This is a genomic window from Kitasatospora sp. NPDC088264 (assembly GCF_040685715.1).
GTDB lineage: Bacteria > Actinomycetota > Actinomycetes > Streptomycetales > Streptomycetaceae > Kitasatospora.
In genome coordinates this window covers 1-24,841 of record NZ_JBFBIR010000062.1, presented here as the reverse complement: position 1 = coordinate 24,841, position 24,841 = coordinate 1, and the positions used below count along the sequence as shown (strand labels likewise).

24 protein-coding genes and 2 pseudogenes are annotated in these 24,841 nt (G+C 74.6%); 8 read left to right on the top strand and 18 right to left on the bottom strand.

The window, feature by feature from the left end:
- Positions 1–56 precede the first annotated feature (56 nt).
- Positions 57–644, bottom strand: a complete 588-nt coding sequence (locus AB0O82_RS32050; RefSeq protein ID WP_350879397.1) for a TerD family protein — start codon at positions 642–644, stop codon at positions 57–59.
- Positions 645–1,016: 372 nt separating this feature from the next.
- Here AB0O82_RS32050 and AB0O82_RS32045 point away from each other — a divergent pair, with 372 nt between their 5' ends.
- Complete coding sequence (locus AB0O82_RS32045; RefSeq protein WP_363587470.1) at positions 1,017–3,227, top strand: hypothetical protein; 2,211 nt, start codon at positions 1,017–1,019, stop codon at positions 3,225–3,227.
- On the opposite strand, the gene AB0O82_RS32040 is transcribed toward AB0O82_RS32045, so the two are convergent.
- Genes AB0O82_RS32040 through AB0O82_RS32030 form a run of 3 tightly spaced genes read right to left on the bottom strand, consistent with a single transcriptional unit; the run spans position 3,224 to position 5,706 of the window.
- Positions 3,224–4,270 carry a hypothetical protein gene (locus tag AB0O82_RS32040; RefSeq protein WP_363587468.1) on the bottom strand — a complete coding sequence of 349 codons (1,047 nt, stop codon included), beginning with the start codon at positions 4,268–4,270 and terminating at the stop codon, positions 3,224–3,226. The two genes, AB0O82_RS32045 and AB0O82_RS32040, sit on opposite strands and share 4 nt — an antisense overlap.
- A 51-nt stretch (positions 4,271–4,321) precedes the next feature.
- The gene (locus tag AB0O82_RS32035) at positions 4,322–4,999 is read right to left on the bottom strand and encodes a hypothetical protein (RefSeq protein WP_363587466.1); all 678 of its coding nucleotides are present in this window, start codon (positions 4,997–4,999) and stop codon (positions 4,322–4,324) included.
- Positions 5,000–5,058: 59 nt separating this feature from the next.
- Positions 5,059–5,706, bottom strand: a complete 648-nt coding sequence (locus AB0O82_RS32030) for a class I SAM-dependent methyltransferase (RefSeq protein WP_363587464.1) — start codon at positions 5,704–5,706, stop codon at positions 5,059–5,061.
- A gap of 357 nt (positions 5,707–6,063) precedes the next feature.
- Between AB0O82_RS32030 and AB0O82_RS32025 the strand changes: the two genes are divergently transcribed.
- Positions 6,064–8,331, top strand: a complete 2,268-nt coding sequence (locus AB0O82_RS32025) for a glycosyl hydrolase family 18 protein (RefSeq protein WP_363587510.1) — start codon at positions 6,064–6,066, stop codon at positions 8,329–8,331.
- A gap of 75 nt (positions 8,332–8,406) precedes the next feature.
- On the opposite strand, the gene AB0O82_RS32020 is transcribed toward AB0O82_RS32025, so the two are convergent.
- From AB0O82_RS32020 to AB0O82_RS31995, 6 genes are all read right to left on the bottom strand, one after another.
- Positions 8,407–9,177 carry a DUF4239 domain-containing protein gene (locus AB0O82_RS32020; protein ID WP_063350621.1) on the bottom strand — a complete coding sequence of 257 codons (771 nt, stop codon included), beginning with the start codon at positions 9,175–9,177 and terminating at the stop codon, positions 8,407–8,409.
- A 120-nt stretch (positions 9,178–9,297) separates the two neighbouring features.
- Positions 9,298–10,323 (bottom strand): hypothetical protein, encoded by a 1,026-nt coding sequence (locus AB0O82_RS32015; protein ID WP_363587462.1) that lies wholly within the window; start codon positions 10,321–10,323, stop codon positions 9,298–9,300.
- A 205-nt stretch (positions 10,324–10,528) separates the two neighbouring features.
- Positions 10,529–11,938 carry a family 2B encapsulin nanocompartment shell protein gene (locus AB0O82_RS32010; RefSeq protein WP_363587460.1) on the bottom strand — a complete coding sequence of 470 codons (1,410 nt, stop codon included), beginning with the start codon at positions 11,936–11,938 and terminating at the stop codon, positions 10,529–10,531.
- 588 nt (positions 11,939–12,526) lie between these two features.
- Positions 12,527–13,039: a hypothetical protein gene (locus tag AB0O82_RS32005; RefSeq protein ID WP_363587458.1), complete on the bottom strand. Its 513-nt coding sequence runs from the start codon at positions 13,037–13,039 to the stop codon at positions 12,527–12,529.
- Positions 13,040–13,259: 220 nt separating this feature from the next.
- Positions 13,260–14,714, bottom strand: coding sequence for a PLP-dependent aminotransferase family protein (locus AB0O82_RS32000; protein ID WP_363587457.1), 1,455 nt, complete (start codon positions 14,712–14,714; stop codon positions 13,260–13,262).
- 54 nt (positions 14,715–14,768) lie between these two features.
- Positions 14,769–15,290 carry a universal stress protein gene (locus AB0O82_RS31995; protein ID WP_363587455.1) on the bottom strand — a complete coding sequence of 174 codons (522 nt, stop codon included), beginning with the start codon at positions 15,288–15,290 and terminating at the stop codon, positions 14,769–14,771.
- 474 nt (positions 15,291–15,764) lie between these two features.
- Here AB0O82_RS31995 and AB0O82_RS31990 point away from each other — a divergent pair, with 474 nt between their 5' ends.
- A complete protein-coding gene (locus AB0O82_RS31990; RefSeq protein WP_363587453.1) occupies positions 15,765–16,160 on the top strand; it encodes a transglycosylase family protein in 396 nt (131 codons plus the stop codon).
- A 140-nt stretch (positions 16,161–16,300) separates the two neighbouring features.
- Here AB0O82_RS31990 and AB0O82_RS31985 read toward each other — a convergent pair whose 3' ends face one another.
- A complete protein-coding gene (locus tag AB0O82_RS31985) occupies positions 16,301–17,239 on the bottom strand; it encodes a hypothetical protein (protein ID WP_363587451.1) in 939 nt (312 codons plus the stop codon).
- A 223-nt stretch (positions 17,240–17,462) separates the two neighbouring features.
- On the opposite strand from AB0O82_RS31985, the gene AB0O82_RS31980 reads away from it, so the two are divergent.
- Entirely contained in the window at positions 17,463–17,819 is a 357-nt protein-coding gene (locus AB0O82_RS31980) for a hypothetical protein (protein WP_363587449.1), read from the top strand.
- A gap of 19 nt (positions 17,820–17,838) precedes the next feature.
- On the opposite strand, the gene AB0O82_RS31975 is transcribed toward AB0O82_RS31980, so the two are convergent.
- Positions 17,839–18,429 (bottom strand): pyridoxamine 5'-phosphate oxidase family protein, encoded by a 591-nt coding sequence (locus AB0O82_RS31975; protein WP_363587447.1) that lies wholly within the window; start codon positions 18,427–18,429, stop codon positions 17,839–17,841.
- Between the two features lie 188 nt (positions 18,430–18,617).
- On the opposite strand from AB0O82_RS31975, the gene AB0O82_RS31970 reads away from it, so the two are divergent.
- The 4 genes and pseudogenes from AB0O82_RS31970 (at position 18,618) to AB0O82_RS31955 (ending at position 21,941) form a co-directional block, all read left to right on the top strand.
- Complete coding sequence (locus AB0O82_RS31970) at positions 18,618–19,583, top strand: helix-turn-helix domain-containing protein (RefSeq protein ID WP_363587445.1); 966 nt, start codon at positions 18,618–18,620, stop codon at positions 19,581–19,583.
- Positions 19,584–19,610: 27 nt separating this feature from the next.
- Positions 19,611–20,042 (top strand): VOC family protein, encoded by a 432-nt coding sequence (locus tag AB0O82_RS31965; RefSeq protein ID WP_350879418.1) that lies wholly within the window; start codon positions 19,611–19,613, stop codon positions 20,040–20,042.
- A gap of 105 nt (positions 20,043–20,147) precedes the next feature.
- A pseudogene (gene ligD / locus AB0O82_RS31960) lies at positions 20,148–21,026 on the top strand (non-homologous end-joining DNA ligase); the annotation flags it as partial.
- Positions 21,027–21,086: 60 nt separating this feature from the next.
- Complete coding sequence (locus tag AB0O82_RS31955; RefSeq protein ID WP_363587508.1) at positions 21,087–21,941, top strand: DNA ligase; 855 nt, start codon at positions 21,087–21,089, stop codon at positions 21,939–21,941.
- 57 nt (positions 21,942–21,998) lie between these two features.
- On the opposite strand, the gene AB0O82_RS31950 is transcribed toward AB0O82_RS31955, so the two are convergent.
- The 6 genes and pseudogenes from AB0O82_RS31950 to AB0O82_RS31925 all read right to left on the bottom strand — a co-directional run.
- The gene (locus AB0O82_RS31950; RefSeq protein ID WP_363587443.1) at positions 21,999–22,583 is read right to left on the bottom strand and encodes a type 1 glutamine amidotransferase domain-containing protein; all 585 of its coding nucleotides are present in this window, start codon (positions 22,581–22,583) and stop codon (positions 21,999–22,001) included.
- Between the two features lie 3 nt (positions 22,584–22,586).
- Positions 22,587–22,892, bottom strand: coding sequence for a PRC-barrel domain containing protein (locus AB0O82_RS31945; RefSeq protein WP_363587441.1), 306 nt, complete (start codon positions 22,890–22,892; stop codon positions 22,587–22,589).
- Positions 22,892–23,329, bottom strand: coding sequence for a hypothetical protein (locus AB0O82_RS31940; protein WP_363587439.1), 438 nt, complete (start codon positions 23,327–23,329; stop codon positions 22,892–22,894). Before AB0O82_RS31940 ends, AB0O82_RS31945 begins: the two co-directional genes overlap by 1 nt.
- Positions 23,330–23,395: 66 nt before the next feature.
- The gene (locus AB0O82_RS31935) at positions 23,396–23,863 is read right to left on the bottom strand and encodes a hypothetical protein (RefSeq protein ID WP_363587437.1); all 468 of its coding nucleotides are present in this window, start codon (positions 23,861–23,863) and stop codon (positions 23,396–23,398) included.
- Between the two features lie 140 nt (positions 23,864–24,003).
- Positions 24,004–24,603 carry a GNAT family protein gene (locus AB0O82_RS31930; RefSeq protein ID WP_363587435.1) on the bottom strand — a complete coding sequence of 200 codons (600 nt, stop codon included), beginning with the start codon at positions 24,601–24,603 and terminating at the stop codon, positions 24,004–24,006.
- Between the two features lie 146 nt (positions 24,604–24,749).
- Positions 24,750–24,841: pseudogene (locus AB0O82_RS31925) on the bottom strand (NADH:flavin oxidoreductase/NADH oxidase); the annotation flags it as partial.

The window sequence follows — 24,841 nt, the reverse complement described above, 5'->3', positions numbered from 1 at the left end:
GGCTGCGGCGGGGGAAGCGGACGGGGCCGGCCACGGCGGGCCGGCCCCTGGCCGGGTCACAGGTGCTTGACCAGCTCCGGCATCAGGTCCTGGAAGGTCCGCCCGCTGGCCGGCTGCCCGATCGCGGTCATCTGCCAACCGGCGGGCGTGCGCTGCACCTTGGCCATGATCTGCGCGGTGTACGGGCCGCCCCCGGTGAGCGTGTACCGGGCCAGCTCGGCGCCCGTCTGCTCGTCGACCAGCCGGCAGAAGGCCGCCTCGACCTCCTGGAAGGTCTGGCCGGTGAAGGAGTTGACGGTGAAGAGGATCTGGTCGACCTCGGCGGCCATCTTGGTCAGGTCGACGGTGATCGACTCGTCGTCGGTCGCGTCGCCCGCGCCGCCGACCAGGTTGTCGCCGCTGTGCCGGACGGAACCGTCATTGCTGTTGAGGTGCTGGAAGAAGACCACGTCCACCGGCCGCCCCTGGGAGAACAGCACCGCCGAGGCGTCCAGGTCGATCTCCCGACCGGCGGCCAGCAGCTTGGCGAAGAAGCCCTTGGGCTGCGCGGCCTTCCAGCCCAGGCCCATCCGGACCACACTCAGCTGACCGCCGCCCGGCTTCTCCAGGCTGATCTTCTGCCCCTTGGCCAGCGAAACGCTCATCGTGCCCTCCTCGTCCCTGCCGCCGCTCCGTGCCGTGAATCTACAGCACTGTCGAACATCTATGATCATCCGACCGGCGCGCTCCCAGCACCCCTACCCCGCACTCCCCCCGCCGTCACCACCGGGGGCGGTCTGCACACTGTCAAGCGCCCCGGGGAGGAGCTTGCGCGGGGCGGCGCGCAATCCGGCTCGGCCAACCTGGCAACCGGCGATTCCGACGTCTGGCGTAGCCGCGAGCAGGGGCCGAACAGGCGGGCGGCCTGCGGACTAGGGTCAGCTCGGAGGCGCCGCCGACCGGGAGAACGGCCGCCGACGCACCGAGCGTTCCGCGCACGTTCCCGTGATCCGCCAACCCACGCTGGGGGGACCACCATGTCCGAGCACGAAGGAACACCGCCCGCACCCGCCACCGCCGCCACCACCTCGCGCCTCGGCCGCCGCCGCCTGCTGCGGGCCGGCCTGGGCACCGGCGGCGCGCTCGCCGCCGTCCGGCTGCTGCCCGGCGGCCAGGCCTGGGCCGCCGCCCCGGAACCCGCGCCCGCGCCCGTACCGGAGTCCGTGCCCGCCACCCTCCCCGGCGGCGGCGCCGCCACGGCGCAACCCTGGCCGGACTGGGCCCGGTTCGCCCGCGTCGGCGACGGCACCTTCAACGAGCCCGCCGACATGCAGAGCGCCGTCGACGCCCTCAGGGCGCAGAACGTCAGCGTCATCGAACTCGACACCCTGCTCTCCAACTGGCTCACCGACGCCGAGTTCGCGGCCCACATGGCCGAGGTGAAGACCTTCACCGGCCTGGCGCACGCCGCCGGCCTCAAGGTCGTCATGTACTACCCCTCCCTGGAGCTGATCTCCCCCGGCGGCGAGAAGGGCCGCTCGTTCTACAAGAACGACCAGGGCGGCGCCTGGGTCCAGCGCGACCTCGCCGGAAAGCCCAACGTGTTCTACGGCAGCGTGGTGGTCTGGGTCGACCCGGGCGACGAGAGCGTCTGGCTCAGCCCCAACTCGCCCTGGCGGGACTACTACCTCAAGCGGATCAAGGGCGTGGCCGCCACCGGTGTGGACGGCATCTGGCCGGACGTCCCGATCTACTTCGACGGCGTGCTCTCCTGGTGCGACGCCTCCACCTGGGGCGCGGCCGCCTTCAAGGCCGACAGCGGCCTCGCCCTGCCCAAGGCCGCCGACTTCGCCGACCCGGTGTTCCGCCGCTACCTCGAATGGCGCCACCGCAACCTGCTCCAGTTCCAGCTCGACATCGCCGCCGCCGGACGCGCGGTCAACCCCGACCTGGTCACCTTCGTCGAGACCGTCTCGATGGACTACCGCTACGCCACCTCGATCGGCCTGGACGGCGGCTACCTGCGCCAGGCCGAGGGCGCCGTCAGCCAGGTCTGGGAGGTGGACATCCTCGGCAACTACGACGGCATGCGGCACGCCACCGCCTCCGACTGGGTCTGTCTCATCTCGATGTACAAGTACGCGCGCGGCGCCAGCGGCACCAAGCCCGCCTGGGCGTTCTCCTACGGCTGGCAGGCCGACGACGCCTCGCTGGTGATGTCCCAGCTGATCGCGGCCGGCTGCAACCCCTACGAGGTGAAGACGCCGTACAAGAACGACACCGTGGACGCGGCGATGCGTGCCCGGATGTACCGCTTCGTCCAGACCAACCAGGAGCGGCTCTACAACGCCGCCTCGGCCGCCCAGGTCGGCGTCTACCACTCCAGCCCGTCCCGGGACTACGTCAGCCCGGGCGCGGGCATCGGGATGTACGTCAACGCGACCGCGCCGGCCGGGATCAGCGACTGGTGGGGCGGCGACGACCCGGAGCAGAGCTGCGCCTCCGTCCCCTGGCTGGGCGAGTTCCGGGGCGCGGTGAAGGCGCTGGTGTACGCGCACATCCCGTTCGACACGGTGCCCAGCCCCGGCCTGGCCGCCGCCGACCTGGCCCGGTTCAAGGTGCTGCTGCTGCCCGACCTCCAGGCTGTCTCGGACGCCGAGGCGGCCGTGCTGCGGGGGTTCGTCGCGGCCGGCGGGACGATCGTGATCACCGGCCCGGCTCCCACCGCGCTCGACGAACTGGGCGGCCAGCGCGCCGAGTTCGCGCTCTCCGACGTGCTCGGGCTGCGCCGGGGCAGCCCGCTGCCGGCCGGCAAGCAGAACCCCTACGGCAGCGGCACCTGCTGGTACGTCCGCAACCGGGCCGGACTCAGCTACCTCACCAAGACCGACCAGGCCTCGGCCGACCAACTGCTCGCCCCCGTCCGCCAGTCCGCACCGCCCGCCGTCACCCTGGCCGGGGACCCCCGGATCTTCCTGGACGCGCGGCGGCTCGGCAACGACGCCGTCGTCCACCTGGTGAACTTCACCAACTTCGGCGACACCCCGGCGGCCTTCCGCACCACGCCCGCCAACTGCACGCTCTCTTACGCCCTCCCGGTCGGCGCCGCCGTCACGGCCGTCACCGTCGCCACCCCGGACGGCACCGACCCGACGCCCAAGCCCGTCCCGTACACCGTCACGGGAGCGACGGTCAGCGTGCCGCTGACCGTCGTGCAGTACTCGGTGGTGACGGTGACGGTGAGCTAGAGCGCGGGCGCGGGGATGCGCCAGAGGGCGGCGGGGTTGGCCTCGCCGCCCGGGGCGGACTCGAAGGCGATCCACTTCCCGTCCGGGGACCAGCTCGGCGCGCCGTCGTACGAGCCGTCGTCGCCGGTCACCCGGACGGGGCGTCCGCCGTCGGCCGCGACCACGAAGACCTGGGCGTTCGGCAGGTTGCCGAGGTTGGAGGAGAACACCAGGTACCGGCCGTCCGGGGACCAGGTGGGATCAGTGTGCTCGCCCGGCACGTCGGTGACCTGGCGCAGGCCGGTGCCGTCCGCGCCGACCGTCCACAGCGCCCAGTTCTCGCCGCCGGCGGCGCGCCGCTGGAAGACGATCCGGTCGCCCCGGGGCGACCAGTTCGGCTGCCGGTTGTCGGTGCCGGTGCCCTTGCCGTCGACCAGCCGGAGGGGGGCGCCGCCGTCGCGGCGGACCTTCCAGAGCGAGTCCTGTTCGGCGTCGTCGCCGTGCACGGCGGCGTGTTCCGGCTCCCAGCTCTGCTGGAAGACGATCCACGCGCCGTCCGGGGAGAAGCTCGGCTCGCTGTAGCCGCTGCCGTCCTCGTGCCGGGTGACCCGCTCGGGGCTGCCGCCGGGCGTCATCAGCCAGACCTCGTCGTGGCCGGACTCCCGGTCGGTGGCGAAGGTGAAGGCGCCGGTGGCGGCGTTCCAGCTGGTGCCCGGGAGGTTGACGGCGGCCTTGTCGGGATCCTCCAGGACCTTCTGCGGCGCGCGGGCGCCGTCCAGCGGCAGCACCCCGAGGGCGGCGGCGCCCTTGTTGTAGCCCTCGCTGAACTCGGTCAGCAGCACCGAGCGGCCGTCCGGGGCGAAGGCGGGGTTCTGGGCGCTGCGGCCACCCTCGGCCCGGTAGAGCAGCTCGGCGCCGTCGGCCCGGCGCTCGCCCCCGGTCGGCGGCGCGCCGCCGGCCCGGGTCGGCCGGGGCTGCGGCCCGTCCTCGGAGCCGGATTCGGCGCAGCCGGACAGCAGCAGCATTGTGACGGCCGCGGCGGCGAAGAACGTGCGAGTCCTCATGACCCACAAGCTAGTTGACGCTTCGTCACATCGCGTACGCCCGCAGGCGGATCAGGCGTCGCCGTCCAGCAGGTGCTGGCGGACCTCCTGGAAGGTCCAGGCTCCGCCGGCCGGGCGGGCGAACACCCAGACCAGGTCGAAGCGGTCCGGCCAGGTGGCGGGTGCGCCGCTGCCGGCGGCGCCGAGCGCCTCGACGATCCGCGGGATCCCCGAGTGCTCCCAGCAGATCAGTACCGGCTGGGGCCCGGCCAGGGCGGCGCCGGCCAGGGCGGTCTCCTGGGACTCGGCGTACCCGGTGTCGACGGTCAGCCCGAGCTTGGCGGCGAGCGGGGTGACGGTCTGCCGCATCCGGTGCGCCCCCGCCAGTGGGCCCTGGTCGGCGGCGGCGAGGATCCGGGCGGGGGTGCGCAGGCCGGGCGCGGGCGGGGCGAACAAGGTGGGCAGCGCCCGGGCGCGGGACCAGCCGCGCTCGGTGAGGGACTTGCCGTCGTGGCCGCCGTTCTCGTCCAGTCCCGGGTGGCCGCCGTCCGGCTTCTCGCCGTGCCGGATGATCATCACCAGGGCCTCGCCGCCCGCGTCGCTCGCCCTGGCCGCGCCGGCCTCCTTGCCCGCCTTCTTGCCGGCCTTGCCGGAGGAGGCCGAGCAACCCGCCAGCAGCACCGGAGCGGCGATCGCCAGGCCGGTGAGCAGGGTGCGCCGGGTCGGCCGCGCCGCCACTCGGTGCTCCATCTCTCGGCCCCCCGTCACCTGGTCCCCCGCCACTCGGTGCCCCGTCACTCGGTCCCCCGTCACTCGGCACCCCGCTCCAGGCGCACCAGCGCGTCGACCGCGACGCCGTCGCCCTCGCCCTTGTGCCCGGGCTCCGGGCCGACCGTCCGGTGCACCCGTTCGGCCCGGACGGTGCGCAGGCCGCGGTCCGCGAGGTCGGCGAGGACGTCCTCCGGGGTGAACAGCACGGCCGGGTCCTGCGGGCCGCCGACGCCCTCGGTGAGGTTGCTCAGGTCGTGCCCGACCACCAGCAGGGTGCCGCCGGGAGCGAGCGCGGCGGCGGCGCGGCGCAGCGCGGCCCGCCGGTCCCGGGCGGGGACCTGGAGGTAGGCGACCAGGATCAGGTCGTAGCCGGCGGCGGGGGCCTCGAAGGTGCGGGCGTCGCCGTGCCGCCAGGTGAGCCGGTCGGCGACCTCGTCGGGCAGGTCGGCGGTGAGCCGCTCGGCACGTTCCAGGGCGACGGCGGAGTAGTCCAGCCCGGTGACCTCCCAGCCCCGGCCGGCCAGCCAGATGGCGTTGCGGCCTTCGCCGGCGGCCAGGTCGAGGGCGTGGCCGGGGACGTGGGCCGGGGTGAGGCCGGTCAGTTCGCGGACCACCCAGCGGTTGGGCTCGGCGCCCCACACCAGCTCGGTCGCGGCGTAGCGGTCGTCCCAGTCCTGGCTGTCCATCGCGAGTCCTCCGTTCGGCGGGCCTGCTCCGCAGCGGTCAACCTACCGGGCCCGGGCGTCGGCGGCCCGGAACGGTCCAGCGGGCGGACACCCTTGACGGCGAATATTGGTCCAGTCCAATCTGTGATGTCGTGACGCGAGCGGGTCAGCCGACCCGCCGCGCCCGCCGTCCGTACGTCGGCACGCTCCACCTGCCCGCGCGCCCCCACAGCGCCCGGGCGGCTCCCCCGGCCCACCCCGGGCCACGCACCGCCGGAAACCCCCACACATCCGGAGGACAACCGCATGCACGACCGCGTCATGCCCGCACGGCCCGCCCAGGCCGCCGGGCACCGGACCGCCCCGCGCAGACGGGCCATGGCCCTGGCCCTCGCCGCCACGCTCAGCACCAGCGGCGCCGCCCTCGCCCTGACCCTCAGCCCCGCCTCGGCCGCCCCGGTGAACCTGCTGGCCAACGGCGACTTCGAGGCCGGCACCCTGACCGGCTGGACCTGCGCCAACGGCTCCGTCGTCACCACCCCGGTGCACGGCGGGAGTTACGCGCTCAGCGGCGCGGCCTCGGCCTCCGACACCGCGCAGTGCCAGCAGACCGTCACCGTCCAGCCGAACACCACGTACACCCTGTCCGGCTTCGTCCAGGGCAGCTACGTCTACCTCGGCGCCACCGGGACGGGCGTCAACTCCTCGGTCTGGACACCCGGCGGCACCGGCTGGAACCAGCTGAGCACCACCTTCACCACCAGCGCCACCACCACCTCGGTGACGGTCTTCACCCACGGCTGGTACGGCACCGGCGCCTACTACGCCGACGACCTCAGCCTGACCGGCCCGGCCGGGCCCACCTCCACCGGCAGCCCGACCGCGAGCGGCAGCCCGACGGCCTCCACCAGCCCGACCGCGTCCAGCAGTCCGACCGCGTCCGGCAGCCCCACCGCGAGCGGCAGTCCGACGGCCAGCGGCAGCCCCACCGGATCCGGCAGCCCGACCGCGACGGCCACCGCCAGCGGCCCGGCCGGGGACGGCAAGGTCACCACGCCCACCGGCGTCGCCGTCACCAAGGTCACCGCGGGCGCCGTGGTGCTCACCTGGCAGCCCTCCACCCTGACCACCGGCGACGGCCCGATCGCCTACAAGGTGTGGTCCAACGGCCAGCTGGTCGCCACCTCGATGGGCACCTCCGTCGCCGTCAGCTCGCTGCTGCCCGGCAAGGCGTACACCTTCAGCGTCCAGGGTTACTCCGGCTCCCACGCCTCCGCCCAGTCCGCCGCGGTGAGCACCACGACGGCCGCCGCCCCCGCGCAACAGCCCGTCCGCTCGGCCTACTTCGACCAGTGGGGCGTCTACGAGAACGCGTACTACCCGAAGAACGTCGACACCAGCGGCGCCGCGGGCAAGCTGGACGTCATCCACTACGCGTTCGCCAACATCGACCCCACCAAGCTCACCTGCTTCCAGGCGGTGAAGGCCTCCGACTCGACCAACGAGAACAACCCCAACGCCGGTGACGGCGCGGGCGACGCCTACGCCGACTACCAGTCCGACTACAACTCCGGCACCAGCGTGGACGGCAGCAGCGACACCTGGGAGCAGCCGCTCAAGGGCAACTTCAACCAGCTGCGCCAGCTCAAGGCCAAGTACCCGAACCTGCGGTTCACCATCTCGATCGGCGGCTGGACGTACTCCAAGTACTTCTCCGACGCGGCCGCCACCGACGCCTCCCGGAAGACCTTCGTCTCCTCCTGTGTCGACATGTTCCTCAAGGGGAACCTGCCGACCGGCGTCGCGGGCGACGCCTCCGGCGGCGCGGCCACGGCGGCCGGCATCTTCGACGGCGTCGACCTCGACTGGGAGTACCCGGGCTCGGCCGGCGGCCACACCGGCAACCACTACTCCCCCGCCGACAAGCAGAACTTCACCCTCCTGCTCAAGGAGTTCCGCACCCAGCTGGACGCGATCGGCTCCGCCCAGGGCAAGCGCTACCTGCTGTCCGCCGCCCTGCCCAGCGGCCAGGACAAGATCGCCCAGCTGGAGACCGACAAGATCGGCAACTACCTCGACTACGCCGACGTCATGTCCTACGACATGCACGGCGCCTGGGACGCCAAGGGCCCGACCAACCACCAGGACCCGCTGCACGACAGCCCGGCCGACCCGACCACGCCGATCACCCCCGGCACCCGCAAGTACAACGTCGACACCATGCTCGCCGCGTACACCACCGGCCTGCCCGAGTACGGCATCCCCGGCGGCTTCCCGGCCAACAAGCTGGTGCTCGGCATCCCGTTCTACTGGCGCGGCTGGACGGGTGTCCCGGCCGGCTCCAACTACGGCCTGTACCAGAGCGCGACCGGCCCGACGGCCGCCAAGCCGCTGAGCCAGGAGGCCGGACTGGCCGCCTGGAAGGAGCTCAACCCGACCGCCGCCACCACCCACTGGGATCCGGTCACCGAGAGCAGCTGGGTCTACGACGGCACCAACTTCTGGACCGGCGACACCCCGCAGGCCATCCAGGCGCGCGGGGCCTACACCAAGAGCAAGGGCCTCGGCGGCCTGTTCGCCTTCTCCCTGGAGAACGACGACGCCTCCGGCACGCTGCTCAACTCCATGGACGGCAGCCTGCGCTGACGTCCGGCACGCCGGTGGGCCCGCGCGGATCTCCGCGCGGGCCCACCCGCTTCGGCGAGGTTCGGCGGGCCCTGCTCAGCCCTTGAGCCCGAGGGAGGGGAACAGGTCGACGAACGGCTGGGTGGTCACCGAGACGCTCCGGCCGAACGGATCGTCGAAGTCCCAGATCATGAACAGCAGGAACGCGATCAGCGCGCTGAAGCAGCCCGCCAGGATCAACTCCCTCGGCGTGCGCCGGATCTGCAGCGCGAACAGCATGCCGACGGTCACCACGGCACCGGTGATCAGGCCGAACCAGACGACCCCGGGCATGGTCGGCCCGGCGTTCTGCCCGCGCGAGTTGCGGGCGTCGTCGGCCTGGCTGATCCGGTCCATGATCGGCTGGTAGGACTGCGACTCCAGCTCGGAGGCCGGCGGCCGGGTGGCGACGTCCACCCGCAGCTTGTCCAGCAGTTCGGTGCCCTTGTCGGAGATCTCGCCGTTCTTGCGCATGTAGTCCCACTCGACCTTCACCACGTACGAGACGTAGGCGTCCACGTCGGCCCGGACCTGGTCGCGGAACTCGGCCGGGTAGACCACCGCCCGGTCGCTCACCTCCTGCAACGACTGCGCCTCCCGGAACAGGTCGTCCTGGGCGGCGCCGCGCGCCTCCCAGACACCCGCGAGGGCGAGGCCGAGGACGATCGCGTAGACCACGCCGATCATCATCGTGATGTAGTCGATGACGTCCGGGGTCTCGTCGACGTTCTTCTCGGTGCCCACCCGGCGGTGCCGCAGCACCACCACCGCCACCACGACGGCACAGGCCGCCGCCATCGCGATGGCCAATGCCAACCATTCGGACATGGGAACTCCCTTCTCTGGCTCGGCTTGTGACGGAACAAAGGATCGAGGCCGGCCCCGGGCCAGGCAGGTCGGGCTCCAGGGCCGGACCGGGGGCCGGGGCGGGCCGCCTCGGTGGGGCGGTCAGGACCGCCCGGAACGGCCGCGGCCGCGTCCACGGCCCGGGCGCAGGGCCGCCGCCGCCAGGATGGCGGGCACGGTGACCAGCAGCATGGTGGTCGTCGCCGGGGCGTTGTGGTGGTGCTGCGGCGGGACCGGCGGCTGCGCCGCCCGCACGTGGTACACGGGCTGCGCCGCCGGGGTCGGCCACAGCGGGCTCGGGCGCACCGGGCTCGGCGCGTCCGGGCTGGGGGCCACCGGGTCCGGTGGGGGCGCCGGTGCTGCCGGGGCCGGCGCCGGGGGTGCGGGCGGGTTCGGCGCGGGTGCCGCCGGCGGCGGGGTGGGCCCAGGTGTCCTGCTGGGAGCCGGCGTTGTCGGCGCGGGGGTCGGCGACTGCGTGGGGACGGGTGCCGGAGTCGGACTGGGCTTCGACGTCGGCGAAGGCGTCGGCGTGGCACTCGGCGTCGGGGTCGCCGTCGGGCTGGGCGTGCGGGTGGGGCTCGACGTCGGGGTCGGCGTCGGCGTGGGGCTCGGGCAGGGGTGCGGGTGGTGATGGTGGTGGTGCCACCAGTCCCCGTGCCACCAGTCCCCGTCGTGGCCCCCGTACCCGCCGTGCTCGTCGTCCGGGCGGCCGGGCTGCCCACGGACCCCCGTGGTGTCCGAGGGCCGTGGTGAGGCCGGTCCGGGCACGGCCTTCGGCGTGCGGCAAGGGTGGTGCCGGTGCGGGAGCCCGGGCCCCTGGTGTCGCGCGTCGACCGTCGGGGCGACGGTGACGCCGACCTGGACGTCCACGTCGACCCCGACGTTCACGTCCCCGCCCGGCCCGACCTGCACCGACACGTCCGTCGCGGTGCAGACGCAGGAGTCGACGGTCGTGCCGTGCTGCTGCTCCCCGCCGTGGTGTTCGGTGCCGGACGCCGAGGCGCCGCCGACCAGGGCGCACATCGCGACCACTCCGACCGCGGCGCCGATCAGCCTGGTCCGCCGACCGGAGGCCGCACCCCCACCGCCGTCCAGCGATATCCGTCGGGACTGCCGGCGCTGCGGCATGGGCTCCACTCACCTCTCGGGTCGCCGGGGACGGGATCAGAACAGGGCGATCCGCCCGGCCCGCAGGAGGACGCGGGCAGGCGCGATCAGACGTGATGAGGCACGATCAGGCGGACGGCCCGCCTTCCAGGGGCGGGCCGTCCGTCATCAGGTCAAACGATCTTCGAGCCGGCCGGTTACGGCCCGGCCCCGTTGTCGGCCGTCCTCAGTGGCGGCGGTGCGCGATCTCGACGTTCTCCAGGACGCCGACCGCGTCCGGCACCAGGATCGCGGCCGAGTAGTAGGCGCTGACCAGGTAGGAGATGATCGCCTTCTCGTCGATGCCCATGAAGCGGACCGACAGCGACGGCTGGTACTCGTCCGGGATGCCGTTCTGGTGCAGGCCGATGACGCCCTGGTTGTCCTCACCGGTACGGATCACCAGGATGGAGCTGGTGTTCTCCTTGGTGATCGGGATCTTGTTGCACGGCAGGATCGGCACCCCGCGCCAGGCCGGCACCTGCTGCCCGCCGAGGTCGACGTGGTGGGGGTACAGGCCGCGGGCGTTGAACTCGCGGCCGATCGCGGCGATCGTCCGCGGGTGGGCGAGCAGGTAGTCGGGGTCGCGGCGGCGGTTGAGCAGCTCGTCCAGGTCGTCCGGGGTGGGCGGGCCGGAGTGGGTCTGGATCCGCTGGTCGAAGTCGGCGTTGTTGAGCAGGCCGAACTCCGGGTTGTTGACCAGCTCGTGCTCCTGGCGCTCGCGCAGCGCCTCGATGGTCAGCCGGAGCTGGTGCTCGATCTGGTTCATCGGCTCGTTGTACAGGTCGGCGACGCGGGTGTGGACCTTGAGGATGGTCTGCGCGACGCTCAGCTCGTACTCGCGGGGCTTGAGCTCGTAGTCCACGAAGGCACCGGGCAGCTCGAACTCACCGTGGTGGCCGGCCGACATGGCGATCTCGGCCTCGCCGCGCTCGTTCTGGGCCTGCTGCGGCAGGGCCAGGAACCCGAGCAGGTGCTCCTGGAGGCTCGGCGAGTTGTCCCGGATGGCGGCGAAGTCACGGCGGGTCAGCGTGAGCGCGACGCCGGCGGTGGCGGTCGTGGCGGTGAACTCCCAGACGGCGTCCGGGTCCAGCAGGGCGTCGTCGCCGAAGCGGTCGCCGTCGCCGGCCACGCCGACCACGGTGTCGTCGCCGTACTTGCCGGTGCCGATCTTGTTGACCTTGCCGTGCGCGATCAGGAAGATCCGGTCGGCGGCCCCGCCCTGGGTGGTGAGCACCTCGCCGGGGCCGAAGTCGCGCTGCTCGCAGCGGTCGGCGAGGGCGGTCAGCACCTCCTCGTCCTCGAAGCCGCGCAGCAGGGCGAGCTCACCCAGCTCGGCGGGGATCACCCGGACCTGGGAGCCGGTCTTGATGAACTCGACCACACCGTTGCCGACGGTGTAGGTGAGCCGTCGGTTGACACGGTAGGCGCCGCCGGCGGCCTGTACCCAGGGAAGCACCTTGAGCAGCCAGCGGGAGGTGATCTCCTGCATCTGCGGTGCGGACTTGGTCGTGGTGGCGAGGTTGCGGGCAGCGGCCGTCGTGAGGCTGGACTGCTGCGGGACCTGCGCTGTCTCCGGGCTCGTGTCCACGGGCATCGGCAGGGGTCTCCATTCATCTGGTCGGATCACGCGGTCAGGGAAGGACGGCGACGGGGTCGCCCCGATCCACCCCGACTGATGCCATGACGGCTCATCAGACACGCGTATCGATGGGGGTGTTGGCGATTCATCGCGATCACGGCCACCGTCTCCCGGCGGCCCATCGGGAACCCTAGATCACCAGCGCCCGACCGGGCCCGCACGGAGGCCGACTACCCCCCGATAGGGTGAATCTGAAGCAGTCCCATTCCGCTCGGGCCCCGGGTCGCGAGAACATCCGTTCCCCGCCGCGGATCCCGCGCGACCGACCCCCGTGCGCGGACAGCGGACAGCGGACAGGCGGCGTACCCCCCGTACGACATCGGCGGGAGCGGGTCGTCAACGGGGGGCCGGCACAACGGGGCCGACGCAACGGGGCCGGTCAGCTGCGCCCCGACCATGGGCGCCGGCCCGCCACCGGGATCCGGGCACGCGAACGGCCCGTCAGGTGCCGGGACGGGGGCGGCCGGCACCTGACGGGGGATCGGGGATGCGCAGTGGGGGTGCGACGGGGAAGCGGCGAGGGAGCGCCGGTCGGGCGATGCGTCAGGCGCAGGCGATCTGGCTGCCGGGGATGCCGACGATGCCGGAGTTCTTGGCCTCGCCCCCCTTGTACTCGTAGTACAGGTAGGAGTAGAAGTCGATCCTGGTCGCCGCGCCGCAGGTCGAGTCCGGCGCCACGGTGTAGGTGACCGTGAAGCTGCTCGTGGCACCGGGGGCGAGCGGCACGTTGTACCGGGCGATCCCGCCGTGGACATTGTCGCTGCAGCCGTTGGTCTGGGTGCCGCAGGCCGTGGCGGTGAACTTGAGGCCGTTCTCCAGACTGGTCTGGTAGGTCGGCTGAACGCTCTGGTACACGAACTGGATCGGCGTGTCGTACGGGTTGCTGAGCGTCAGGGTCAGGGTGAACTCGCCTCCCCGGACGGTCGTTTGCCGGTCGGAGACGGCCGTGAACGGCAGCGGGGTGTCGGCCTGGGCGGGTGTGGCGGAGAGGAGCAGACCGACGGCGAGGGCCGGGCACGCGGCGAGGGCGACACGGCTCAAATGTGTTCTGCGCATGACCAAGGAGCGTAGGGCGCGGTACCGGTTCCGTTGCCCCGCTCCGCCCCGGTCCGTACCGACGCACGAGTCGGGGGCGGACACCGCGGACCACCCCGGCTGCGTTCCGCCCCCACCGCCCCGCCCGGGGCCCTATGCTTCGCCCGCCGCCCCGGACGGCCACCCGGAGCCGGTCGCCCGGCAGGCCGGTGCCGGTCCGGCCGCCCCGGGCCCGGCCGGTTCAGGCGGGCGGCGGCAGGATGTCGCAGAGCGCGGCGAGCGCCGCCGGGTAGGCGTGGTCGGGCGGCGTGGCGTAGCCCACGACCAGGCCGTCCATGGCCGGCATGGCCTCCGGGCCGATCCCCGGGTGCCGGTAGTCGGCGAGCCCGTCCAGGCCCAGGCCCCGGCGGGCGGCGGCCTGGAGCACCGCGTGCTCGGTGCCGGGCTCCAGCCGCAGGACGGCGTGCAGGCCGGCCGCGACGCCGGAGACCCCGATGTGCGGGGCGCTCCCCGCCAGCGCGGCCACCAGCTGGTCGCGGCGCTCCCGGTAGCGGCGGCGCATCCGCCGCACGTGCCGGTCGTAGCCGCCGGAGTCGATCAGCTCGGCGAGGGTCAGCTGGTCCAACGCGCTGGCCCAGCCCTCGCGTTCGCCCTTGGCGGCGAGCACCCGGTCGACCAGATGGTCCGGCAGCACCATCCAGCCGAGCCGCAGCGCCGGTGACAGGCTCTTGCTGACCGAGCCGAGGTAGACCACCCGCTCGGGGTCGAGCCCCTGGACGGCGCCGACCGGCTGGCGGTCGTAGCGGAACTCGCCGTCGTAGTCGTCCTCCAGCAGCAGGCCGCCGCGCCCGCGCGCCCAGTCGACCACGGCGGCGCGGCGGCCGGCGTGCAGCGGTCCGCCGGTCGGGAACTGGTGGGCGGGGGTGAGCAGGGCCGTCCGGACGTCCTGACGGTGCGCCAACCCGCCGAGCCTGGCGCCGTGTTCGTCGACCGGAAGGGGCACGGTGGCGACCCCGGCGGCGGCCAGCAGCCCGCGGTGGAACCCCAGCCCGTACGCCTCGACGGCCAGCGGCCCGGTCGACTCGGGCGGCAGGGCGGGCGCCCCGCCGGCGAACAGCAGCCGCAGCGCGTGGGCGAAGCCCGAGCAGACCACGATCCGGTCCGGGTCGGTGCGCACCCCGCGGACGCGGGCCAGGTAGTCGGCGAGGACGGTGCGCAGTTCGCGCCGCCCCTGCGGATCGCCGGGCCCGAAGGCCTCGTTGGGCGCCGCGGTCAGGGCCCGGCGGGCGGCGGCCAGCCAGGCGGCGCGCGGGAAGGACGCGGCGTCCGGCCGGCCCTGGCGCAGGTCGTGGACGGGCCCCGGCCGCACGGAGGGTCGGGGGGACGGGCTCGGCGGGACGGGCTCGGCGCGCTCGGCGACGGCGGTGCCGGAGCCCTGACGGGCGGTCAGCCAGCCCTCCGCCACGAGTTCGGCGTACGCCTCGGCGGCGGTGTTGCGGGCCAGCCCGAGGTCGGCGGCGAGCGCGCGGTACGGCGGCAGTCGGGTGCCGGGGGCGAGCCGGCCGCTGCGGATCGCCTCGCGCAGGGCCGCCATCAGCGCGGCACGGCGGCCCCCGACGGCGGGGAGGTCGAGGTGCAGGTCGCTGCCGGTCGGGTGGGCGGGCCCGGTGGGGTGCGCGCCCGGCGTTTCCGTCATGGTCACGCACCCTACCCGCCGCCACCCGGCCCCCTGCCGGGCGGCCCGGCCGCGCTACGGCACCACGGTGACCGGCCAGCGGCCCGCCTTCACCAGGCGGACGGCGACCGAGCCGATCACCCGGTGCCCGGCCTGCTCGGAGGCGCCGACCACGACGGCGTCGGCGCGCAGTTCGTCCGCGAGCTTGGCCAGCCCCGTATAGGGGTCGCCGCGCATGGTGAGGAAGCGCCATTCCACCCGCCACACCTCCTTCACGTGGTGCTCGGCCTCGCGCAGGGCGGTCAGCAGCTCGTCGGCGATCTCCTGAGTGGTCTCCTCCACCACGGCCCCGGCCAGCGCGGTGGCCGCGCCCAGGATCGGCTGGACGTACGCGACCGCGAGGGTGGCGCCCTGGCGGCGGGCCAGCCCGGCGGCGTAGGCGGTGGCGCGCCAGGAGGAGTCGGAGCCGTCCAGCCCCGCCAGGATCACCTTGGGCCCGTCCGTCCCCAGTTCGAAGCCCGCGGGGGCCGCTGCCGCCCTGGGCTCCCCGGCGCCGCCGACGGCCTCCACGTCCTCTGCATCGCTCTCGTTGCTCATGGCCCCGAGGCTATGCCCGCCACCGTGCGTGACCGGAGGGGGCCCTCCCGGTGAGGGTTGTGGCGCGGGCCACCCGGGGCGCCGGGCGGTGCGGCGATTTCGACACCGGGGGCTGGTGGGACGTCACGCGCTGTCGACGATGTGGGCGGGCTCACACGACTTTCGGCGTGACGCAGGCCACTTCGGCGGGTGGTTTGATCTTGAAAATGGTGGCAAATCGGGCCAAATCATGTCATTTCCTTGATCCTTACGCCCGGTAACGGCCCCCTGACGTGCCTAAACCTCCAAATCCTTGAAACCGCCTCAACCGCCCCCGTACCTTCGAATCCGTTGCACCAAGCACTCCGCTCCGGTCGGCTTCACCGCCCCGGAACCGGAACGGTGCCGGACCACGCGAGTGACGTGTCCCCCGAAACCAACGGCCTTCCGAGGGCCTGGTTCCGCGCGCTCGCAGCCTCCTCCGAAAGGAACCGCATGACCTTCCGTAACGAGACTGCCGCTACCACCACCACCGCCACCCCGAAGCGCCGCAACCGCGTCCGGATGGCTCTGATGGCCGGGGCGATCACCGCCCTGCCGGTCGCCGGCCTCGTCACGGCCACCAGCGCCTCCGCCGCGCCGGCCACCGTCTGGGACAAGGTCGCCTCCTGCGAGGCCACCGGCAACTGGGCCGTCAACTCCGGCAACGGCTTCTTCGGCGGCCTGCAGTTCACCTCCAGCACCTGGGCCGCCTTCGGCGGCACCGCGTACGCCCCGCAGGCCCACCAGGCCACCAAGGAGCAGCAGATCGCCATCGGCGAGAAGGTCCTCGCCGCCCAGGGCCCCGGCGCCTGGCCGATCTGCTCCGTCAAGGCCGGCCTGGGCAAGTAGTCCCCACCCCCCGGCCCGCCTGTCCCGGGCCCCCGACGCCGCCGCACCCTCCCCGGGTGCGGCGGCGTCGTCGCGTTCCCGCCCGCTGCGGCCGACCGCACGCGCCGGCCTGCGGGCCGCGCCCACGGGCGGCGGTCGGGCTACCGGACCGGGGCCCGTTCCGGGCCGCCGCCGGGCGGGCCGGCCGCCACCGTCACCGAGAAGTCGGTGTGCCAGTCGGGCGAGGGGCAGTCCTCCTGACCGGACACGTCCAGCGTCCCGCCGGACAGCACCTGGCCGGCGGTCGTCGCCGGATCGATCACCACGGCCGGGTCGATGAAGATCGCGTCCTGGTAGCGCGGCCCGACCCCGTAGTGGCAGGTCAGGGTCCGCGGCCCGGCGGCCGTGCAGTCGTACGGCGTCGGGCCGGTCAGCGTGGTGTGCTCCGGCACGGTGATCCGCACGTCGATCGGGTGGGTCGAGTACGACGGACCCGCGTTGTACACCCACAGCGGCAGGTCGATGGTGGCCCCGGGTGCGCCGGTGAGGTCGCCCGGCTGCGGCACCGGGTGCCCAGCCTGCCAGGCGGAGGAGGCGCCGACCATGAAGTGGGCCCGGGTGTCGGCGGTGGTGAAGCTGTACGGCGTGGTGTGGCCGGACTGGTCCGGGTCGCCCGGGTAGAAGGCCTGCACGTCACCGCTGATGGTGGTGAACGGCGAGGTGATCGGCGCGACGTACAGCGACAGCCGCTCCACGGACGTGGCCCCCGGCGCCAGGCCGGCCGGGACGAAATAGGAGCTGCCCGTCCCGAAGTACGTCAGCTCCACCGACGGGTCGGCCGACTTCACCACGCCCGGCGGGGGCAGGTGGACGACCACCAGGGTCGGATCGGTGGTCGCCGCCGGGCCCTGGTTGGTGACGCGCACCTCCAGGGTCCCGTTCTCGCCCGGGACCACCGGGCCCCGGGGCGGGCAGAGCTCGACGGACAGCCGCGCGGTCGCCGACCGCTCCGCGCGCGGGGCAGTGACGGCCTGAGCCGGCCAGGCCACGAGTACTAGGGAGAGCGAGGCCAGGGCGGCGGCACGCAGGGTTCGTATCATGACCATCACGCTCCCCCCGTCCGACACTCAGGGCAACCGGATGAATGCCGTCCGTAGCGAGTCCGGCGGCGCCGTTCCGCTCCGGCACGAGCTTGCCCGGGGCCCCGGAGCGTACCGAGGTGGCGACGGTCCGGCCGCGAGCCGGTCACGAACCGACCCGGCGCACCGCACGGCAGGTACGGTCGGTTCGCCGGGACCGTAGGCGAATTCCACCGGGGGGACCATGCGCCGCACCTGGGCCCTGCTCGTGCTCGTGTCCTCGCTCGGGCTGGCCGCCTGCGATCCGCACACCGATCCCGGCCGCACGCTGCCGCCGGACGACCGGCCCGGCTACGCGATCCCCGCACCCAGCCCGCCCCACCCGCCGATGCCCGAGCTGCGCGGCCAGACCGTCCTGGCGGCACGGGCGCTGCTGCCCCTGTGGTACCCGGTCAGCGTGCGGGACGCCGGTCCGCGGGGGCGGGTCGTGGTGGTGCAGTGGGAGTGGCGGGTGTGCGGGCAGAGCCCGGCGGCCGGCGAGGTGCTGACCGGGCAGGCGATCGGCCTGACCGCGATGCGCGTCGAGGAACCCTGCCCGTAGCACGGGCCTGACGGGCCTGCTAGGTCCTGTCCGGTCGGGGCGGGAGCGGCAGCGGGAGAGCGGGGAGGCCGTCGATGCTGGTGCCGACGTACTGCTTGCCCTCGCAGTAGGTGCTGAACTCCTCCTCGTCCTTGCGGCCGAAGAACTGCGCGTGCAGTTCGCGGTCGGCGCGGTAGTCCATCAGCGGGACGGCGAACCCGCAGGAGTCGCTGACCCGTTCGGCCCGCACCAGCACGATCGCACGCAACCCGGAGCCGTCGGCGGCCGGGTCGAAGCGGCCCAACAGCCCGGCGAAGCGCGGGTCGTCACGGAACACCGGCTCGCCCCGGCCGTGCACCCGCACCACGGTCGGCGGGCCGTCGAAGGCGCACCACATCAGCGTGATCCGGCCGTTCTCCCGCAGGTGGGCGATCGTCTCGGCGGTGGATCCGCCGAAGTCCAGGTAGGCGAGGGTGAGTTCGTCGATCACCACGAGCGTGCCGGAGCGGCCCTTGGGCGAGACGTTGACGTGCCCGTCGGTGGAGAGGGGCGCGGTCGCGACGAAGTAGAGGGGCTGCCGTTCGATGAACTCCCGCAGCCTGCCGTCGATGCTCTCGTACTGCTTTCCCATGCCCGCCAGTGTGCGCCCATCTCGCCTGGCAAGAAAGGATGATCCGCTGGGCGAGACGGCCGCCTCGCCGGGGGCGCCCACCGGGACGCCCGCAGAGCGGCCGAACTCGGCGGCCCCGGTGCGCATTTGTCCAAGACGCCCGCCCCCGCCGCGCGGCACGCTCGCCACCGGCCGCCGATACTGGGAACGTGACGACGGAAACCCCCGAGACGTCCGCAGCCGGCGCAACCGGGCCCGCGGCCGCAGCCACAGCCGACGAGGCCGCAGACACGGCCGCCGACACCGACGCCGGCCTGGTCGACGAAGCCGTCCGCGCCCGGCCCGCGCCCGCGCTGCGCCCGTACGTGGCCTGGTACTCCGGGTACCGCCAGCGCGGCATCCCGCCCGCCCTGCACCGCGGCCTGCCGTCCCCGTACCTGACGTTCATCCTCACCCTGGACGAGCCGCTGGTGATCACCGGGCACCCCGACCCGGCGCAGCCGCCCGGCAGTTACCCGACGCTGCTCGGCGGCCTGCACACCGGCCCGGCGCTGATCACCCACGACGGCCGGCAGTCCGGCGTGCAGATCGCCGTGCACCCGCTGGCCGCCCGGGCGCTGTTCGGGCTGCCCGCCGGCGAGCTGGCCGGGATCGACCTCCCGGCGGAGGAGGTGCTGGGGCAGCTCGGCCCGCGCCTCCAGGAGCAGTTGCAGTCCGCGCGCACCTGGTCCGAGCGCTTCGCCGTGCTGGACCGGACGCTGCTGCGGGCCGCCCGCCCGTCCGGGCAGGTGCCGCCGGAGGTCGGCTGGGCCTGGCGGGCGCTGCGGCGCAGCAACGGCACCCTGCCGGTGGCGGCGCTGGGCCGGGAGACCGGCTGGAGCACCCGGCACCTCCAGGAGCGGTTCCGCCGGGAGACCGGTCTGACGCCGAAGGCCGCCGCCCGGGTGATCCGCTTCGACCGGGCCCGCCATCTGCTGGCCGCCTCGCCACCGCCCCGGCTCGGCGACCTGGCCGTCCGCTGCGGGTACTTCGACCAGGCGCACCTGGCCCGGGAGTTCCGCGCCCTGGCCGGGGCCGCGCCGAGCGCGTGGCTGGCGGCGGAGGGGCCGGAGGAGGCGAAGTTCCGAAACGTCCAAGGCGGGGCGGGTGCGGCGGCCGCAGAGTGGGAGGCGTAAGCAACCCGCCCCCCCGAGGAGACAGCCATGGACGGCACCGCCCCCGCCCCGCAGGTCTGGCCCAGCCTGCGCGCCACCGACGCCCGGGCCCTGATCCGCTTCCTGGTCGACGCCTTCGGCTTCCAGGAGGTCGTCGCCTACGGTGAGGGCGGGTTCGTCGCCCACGCCGAACTGGCCTGGCCGGAGGGCGGCGGCGTGATGCTCGGCTCCGACCGGGAGACGCCCGAGGGCGGCGCGCCCTGCCCGGGCCGGCCGGGCGGTTTCACCGCGTACGTGGTCACCGCGGACCCGGACGGCGTGCACGACCGCGCCGTCGCCGCCGGGGCCCGGATCACCACCGCGCTCACCGAGACGGACTACGGTTCGCGCGACTTCGCCGCCGCCGACCCGGAGGGCAACCAGTGGTACTTCGGCACCTACCGGGGTGCGCCGCGGCCCGCCGCCCCCGCGCGGGGCTGAGCGGCCCGCCTCCGACGCCGGTGGACCGGCTGCGCCCCCGCCGCCGCCCGGGCAGACTGGCTGCGGGGGCCACGCACAGGCCCACCCAGGCTCCGGGGAGCACCCATGCCGCAGCTCACGGTGGACGGGCGCACCCTCGCGCTCTCCCACCTCGACAAGGTGTACTACCCGCGCACCGGCACCCTCAAGGGCGAGGTGCTGCGCTACTACGCCGCCGTGCACGGCGCCCTGCTCCCCCACCTGCGCGACCGCCCGGTCTCCTTCCTGCGCTGCCCGGACGGCGTGGAGGCCGAGGTGTTCATCGCCAAGAACCCGCCGGCCGGCACCCCGCGCTGGGTGCGCACCGTCGAGGTGCCGAGCAGCGGCGGTGGCCTGCGCCAGGTCGTCCTCGACGACGGCGCCGCGCTGCTCTGGGCCGCCAACCTGGGCTGTCTGGAACTGCACGTCCCGCAGTGGCACGCGGCCGCGCCCGGGCTCGCCGACCGCCTCGTCCTGGACCTCGACCCCGGTGCGGGCGCGTCCGTCCTCACCTGCCGCACCGTCGCCGTCCTGCTGCGCGAGCGGCTCGCGGCGGACGGCCTGGCGGCGTGGGTGAAGACCTCCGGCTCCAAGGGCCTGCACCTGCTGGTCCCGATCGAGCCCACTCCCAGCACCCGGGTCTCGGCGTACGCGAAGGCGCTCGCCGCCGCCTTGGAGGGCGACCGCCCGGAGCTGGTGGTGCACACCATGGCGAAGGCCCGGCGGGCCGGCCGGGTGCTGGTCGACTGGTCGCAGAACAACGCCAGGAAGACCACCGCCGCGCCGTACACCCTCCGGGCCCGGCCGCTGCCGACCGTCTCCACCCCGCTGACCTGGGCCGAGCTGGAGCGCGCCGGCACGGCGGACGACCTGGTGTTCACCCTCGCCGAGGTGCCGGAGCGCCTCGCCGCCCACGGCGACCTGTTCGCGCCGCTGCTGGACCCGGAGCGGGCCCGGCCGCTCCCCACCGGCCCGGCGACCCGGCAGGAGCAGCCCCGCCAGGTGCTCCACCCGCCCGTCGAGGTGATGCGCCCCGCCGCCGTCACCGCCGTCCCGCCCGCCGACGGCCTGGGCGGCGCGGGCGTGCAGTACGAGCTGAAGCTGGACGGCTTCCGCTGCGTCGCCTTCGCCCGCGGCGCCCGCCCGCCCGTCCTGCAGTCCCGTACCGGCCGCGACCTCGCCCCCGAGTTCCCGCCGATCGCCGCCGCCGTCGCCCGGCTGCCCGAAGGGCTGGTGCTGGACGCCGAACTCGTCGCCTGGCGGGCCGGCCGGTTCGCCTTCGGGGAACTGCTGCGCACCCGCCGGGCCCGGGCCGCCGCCCCGGACGTCGTCCTCGGCCTGATCGCCTTCGACCTGCTCGCCCTGCCGGGCCGCGACCTGCGCCGGCTGCCGCTCACCGACCGGCGCCGGCTGCTGCTCGCCGCGCTGGCCGACGTCCCTCCGCCGATCCAGCCGGTACTGGCCACCACCGACCGGACGGAGGCGCTGGACTGGATGGCCCGCCTCGCCGACACCGGCGTCGAGGGCCTGGTCTGCAAGGCCGCCGGCTCCCCCTACCGCCCGCGCGGCACCGGCCGTGCCTGGGTCAAGTACCGCCGCAGCGACACCCTCGACGCCACCGTCCGCGCCTTCACCGGTCCGGCCTCCCGTCCGCACGCCCTCGTCCTCGAACTCGACGACGGCCGGGTGCTCCTCAGCACTCCCCGGCTCACCCCGGTCCAGGCCCGCGAGGTCGCCGAGGCCGTCGGTCCCCTCGCCGGCCCGCCCGTCACCGACCCCGAGCACGGCCCGGTCCACCCCCTCACCGGACCGCTGCGCGCCGAACTGACCCTCACCGGCCGCCCACCCGTCGCCGCCTTCGTCCGGCTGCGCGGCGACTGACCCCCCTGCGCGGCTCGCGCCGGGCACGCCGGGAACTCCCCGGGACGGGAAGCGGGTTCACCCCTTCCGCCGCTTCGCCGCGTGGACGAACTCGGTGACCAGGGTGTCGTTGAAGACCGGCAGGTCGGCGGGTCGGCGGCTGGTGACGAGGGGGCCGGGGCCGGCGCGGCAGACGTGCACCTCCTCGTCCACCCAGTGGGCTCCGGCGTTGCGCAGGTCGGTGCGCAGGCTCGGCCAGGAGGTGAGGGTGCGGCCGCGGACGGCGTCGGCCTCGATCAGGGTCCAGGCGGCGTGGCAGATCGCGGCGACCGGGCGGCCGGAGGCGCAGTAGGCGCGGACGAAGACCACCGCGGCCTCGTCCAGCCGTAGCGCGTCGGGGCTCGCGACGCCGCCGGGCAGGACCAGGCCGTCGAAGGCGGACGGCCGCGCCCCGGCGACGAGGAGGTCGACGGCGAAGGTGTCGCCCGGGGCTCGGTGCCGGACGGCCTGGACGCGGCCGGGCCCGGTGGACAGCAACCGCGGGGTGCCGCCGGACTCGGCCACCGCCTGCCACGGCGAGGTCAGCTCGACCTGCTCCGCCCCGTACGGCGCGACCAGGAAGGCGATCGTCCGGCCGGTGAGCGTGGTGGACGGCCAGCCCATGGCTCAGCGCCGGTGTGGGTCGCAGGCGGAACCCAGGTGGACGGCGGCGGCCGGGGCGGGGCTGAGCCGGGCGCGCGGGCAGTCCAGGTGGACGGTCAGCTCCAGGTGGTCGATCCGCGACACCAGACCGACCGGAACGGACAGCCGGGTGCCCGCCACCCAGGGCCCGGCGTCGATCAGCAGGTGGTCCCCGGTGTCCTGTTCGACCCGGCCGAGCGGGCCGTCGGTGGCCTGCACCTCGTACCCGGTCAGGTTCAGGTCGGCAGCGTGGTGGGGTCCCGGACGGTACTCCCACAGGTCGGTGGTCATCACGCCTCCGGTTGGTCCCAGGGGCGGCGTTCGCGGCGCTCGTCCCGGTCGGGGGGTGCGGCACGGTGTTCGCCCCGGTCCCGGCCCGCAGCCTGGTCCCGGCCCTCACCCCGGCCCGCGGCCCGGCGGCGCAGCAGCGCCGAGGTGGCGATCGCCGCCGCCACCGAGGCCGCCCACACCAGCCCGAGGGCGGTCAGCACCGCGGTGGTCGGGGTCCGCACGCCGATGCTGAGGCAGATCGCGGACATCACCAGGGCGGTCAGCACCACCCCGGCGGACAGGCGGCGCCCGACGCCGCGCAGCACGCGCCGGGCCCGGCTCGGCGACTTGGCGCCCATCGTGCTCAACTTCCGGTCGAGGCGCGTGTCCTGGCGCAGATCGGACTCGATCTCCTCAAGGAGCCGTCGCTCCCATCCGCTCAACGCGGGTCCGTCCATCTCGGTCACCTCCGACACTTCCGGTGACGTGCTCGCACCCGGGCGGTTGCCCGGTACGGGCAGGCGCTAACCGCTCAGGGGGCCGCCGGTTGCGGCGTGTGGTGCGGCGCCGGCGGCGGCGCCCACGGGGCCGAAGGCCCGGGGCCGGGCCAGCAGGCTGTCGTCCAGGACGCGCAGCAGGGCGTCGGCGTCGCGGTGGACCTCGACCGCGCCCGCCGCCCTCAGCTCGGGGCCGGCGTCCGCACCGGCCGCCAGGGCGACGCACGGCACCCCGGCCCGCCGCGCGGCCAGCACCTCGCGCACGCTGCCGGCCACCGCCACGGCGTGCGGCGGTGTGCCGCCGACCAGTTCCAGCGCGGCCCGCACCGGGTCACGCCCGGGGGCGGTCACGGTCAGGGCCGGTGCCCCGCCCGGCCCGGGCCCGGTCAGCACGACCGTCCAGCCCCGGGCGGCGCACTCGCGCAGCAGTTCGGCGGAACCGGGCGGCGCAGGGCGCCAATCGGTACCGAAGAGAGCCGCCGAGATCACCGTCATGGCCGACCGTTTCCCTTCCCGGGCCACGCACCGTACGCGCCCTTCCAGGTTAGGCCGCTCCCCCGCCGTGCGCGCAGCCTGCGGCCCACCGGTTTCCCGGCACCGGGAGGACCCGCGCGGCAGCCGGTCGGCGAACCCGGCTACCCGGCGTCCGGGTCGGTGGCGAGGCGGGCGTGGAGGTGTTCGTCGACGTAGTCGCCGTCGCCGTAGCGGTAGGAGGCCCGGGTGGTGCCCTCGTGGCGGAAGCCGCCGCGGTCGGCGACGCGGCAGGAGGCCTCGTTGCCGACCGCGTGCCAGAGCTCGATGCGGCGGGCGTCGGCGGTGGCGACGGCCCAGCGGGTGACGGCGGTGACGGCGCGGGTGGCGATGCCCCGGCCGCGGACGGTGGGGAGCAGCCAGTAGCCGACCGTGGCGATGCCGTCCGACTGGTCGGTCCAGCCCAGGAAGGCGTTGCCGTGGAGGGTCCCGTCGAGGGCGTCGGTGATCGCGAAGGCGGCCGCGCGCCCCTCGGCCCAGCCGGTGTCGCAGCGGTCGAGGTAGGCCTCGGCGCCGGCCGGGTCGGCGATGCGCAGCGGGTTCCAGCGGGCGATCTCCGGGTCGGCCGCGGCCGCCACCAGGGCGGGGACGGTGCCGCCGGGCACGTCGAGGGCCCTGCCCCAGGGGCGCAGCGCGACGTCGCCCAGGTCGAGGGTGGCGGGCCGCAGGACGCGCCGCTCGGCGGAGGTCTCGGTAGTGCTCATCCGGCCTTCCTATCCCGCCCGCTCCGGTGCCCGCCAGCGAATTTTCCCGGCCGGCAATCCGCCCCCGCCCGGCCGGCGGGGGCGTGCGGCCCGGCCGGTGGTCGAGCGGCCCGGCGGTGACGCCCGGGACGTCCGGTGAGCGGGGACAGGAACTGGTCGAGCAGGTAGCCGTGGGCGCCGTGCAGCTCGACGCCGTCGAAGCCGATCCGCTCGGCGGCCGCGGCGGCCTCGGCGAACG

What these genes read in the sequence shown, in the direction of transcription:
- AB0O82_RS32035 (WP_363587466.1), bottom strand. Translation starts at nt 4,999, where the DNA reads ATGGAGCACCGAGTGGCGGCGCGGCCGACCCGGCGCACCCTGCTCACC.
- AB0O82_RS31990 (WP_363587453.1), top strand. Translation starts at nt 15,765, where the DNA reads ATGACCTTCCGTAACGAGACTGCCGCTACCACCACCACCGCCACCCCG.
- AB0O82_RS31930 (WP_363587435.1), bottom strand. Translation starts at nt 24,603, where the DNA reads ATGAGCACTACCGAGACCTCCGCCGAGCGGCGCGTCCTGCGGCCCGCC.
- AB0O82_RS32025 (WP_363587510.1), top strand. Translation starts at nt 6,064, where the DNA reads ATGGCCCTGGCCCTCGCCGCCACGCTCAGCACCAGCGGCGCCGCCCTC.
- AB0O82_RS32040 (WP_363587468.1), bottom strand. Translation starts at nt 4,270, where the DNA reads ATGAGGACTCGCACGTTCTTCGCCGCCGCGGCCGTCACAATGCTGCTG.
- AB0O82_RS31975 (WP_363587447.1), bottom strand. Translation starts at nt 18,429, where the DNA reads ATGGGAAAGCAGTACGAGAGCATCGACGGCAGGCTGCGGGAGTTCATC.
- AB0O82_RS31940 (WP_363587439.1), bottom strand. Translation starts at nt 23,329, where the DNA reads ATGGACGGACCCGCGTTGAGCGGATGGGAGCGACGGCTCCTTGAGGAG.
- AB0O82_RS31995 (WP_363587455.1), bottom strand. Translation starts at nt 15,290, where the DNA reads ATGAGCAACGAGAGCGATGCAGAGGACGTGGAGGCCGTCGGCGGCGCC.
- AB0O82_RS32005 (WP_363587458.1), bottom strand. Translation starts at nt 13,039, where the DNA reads ATGCGCAGAACACATTTGAGCCGTGTCGCCCTCGCCGCGTGCCCGGCC.
- AB0O82_RS32030 (WP_363587464.1), bottom strand. Translation starts at nt 5,706, where the DNA reads ATGGACAGCCAGGACTGGGACGACCGCTACGCCGCGACCGAGCTGGTG.
- AB0O82_RS31950 (WP_363587443.1), bottom strand. Translation starts at nt 22,583, where the DNA reads ATGGGCTGGCCGTCCACCACGCTCACCGGCCGGACGATCGCCTTCCTG.
- AB0O82_RS31955 (WP_363587508.1), top strand. Translation starts at nt 21,087, where the DNA reads ATGCGCCCCGCCGCCGTCACCGCCGTCCCGCCCGCCGACGGCCTGGGC.
- AB0O82_RS32050 (WP_350879397.1), bottom strand. Translation starts at nt 644, where the DNA reads ATGAGCGTTTCGCTGGCCAAGGGGCAGAAGATCAGCCTGGAGAAGCCG.
- AB0O82_RS32000 (WP_363587457.1), bottom strand. Translation starts at nt 14,714, where the DNA reads ATGACGGAAACGCCGGGCGCGCACCCCACCGGGCCCGCCCACCCGACC.
- AB0O82_RS31945 (WP_363587441.1), bottom strand. Translation starts at nt 22,892, where the DNA reads ATGACCACCGACCTGTGGGAGTACCGTCCGGGACCCCACCACGCTGCC.
- AB0O82_RS31980 (WP_363587449.1), top strand. Translation starts at nt 17,463, where the DNA reads ATGCGCCGCACCTGGGCCCTGCTCGTGCTCGTGTCCTCGCTCGGGCTG.
- AB0O82_RS31985 (WP_363587451.1), bottom strand. Translation starts at nt 17,239, where the DNA reads ATGATACGAACCCTGCGTGCCGCCGCCCTGGCCTCGCTCTCCCTAGTA.
- AB0O82_RS32010 (WP_363587460.1), bottom strand. Translation starts at nt 11,938, where the DNA reads ATGCCCGTGGACACGAGCCCGGAGACAGCGCAGGTCCCGCAGCAGTCC.
- AB0O82_RS32020 (WP_063350621.1), bottom strand. Translation starts at nt 9,177, where the DNA reads ATGTCCGAATGGTTGGCATTGGCCATCGCGATGGCGGCGGCCTGTGCC.
- AB0O82_RS32015 (WP_363587462.1), bottom strand. Translation starts at nt 10,323, where the DNA reads ATGCCGCAGCGCCGGCAGTCCCGACGGATATCGCTGGACGGCGGTGGG.
- AB0O82_RS31935 (WP_363587437.1), bottom strand. Translation starts at nt 23,863, where the DNA reads ATGACGGTGATCTCGGCGGCTCTCTTCGGTACCGATTGGCGCCCTGCG.
- AB0O82_RS31965 (WP_350879418.1), top strand. Translation starts at nt 19,611, where the DNA reads ATGGACGGCACCGCCCCCGCCCCGCAGGTCTGGCCCAGCCTGCGCGCC.
- AB0O82_RS32045 (WP_363587470.1), top strand. Translation starts at nt 1,017, where the DNA reads ATGTCCGAGCACGAAGGAACACCGCCCGCACCCGCCACCGCCGCCACC.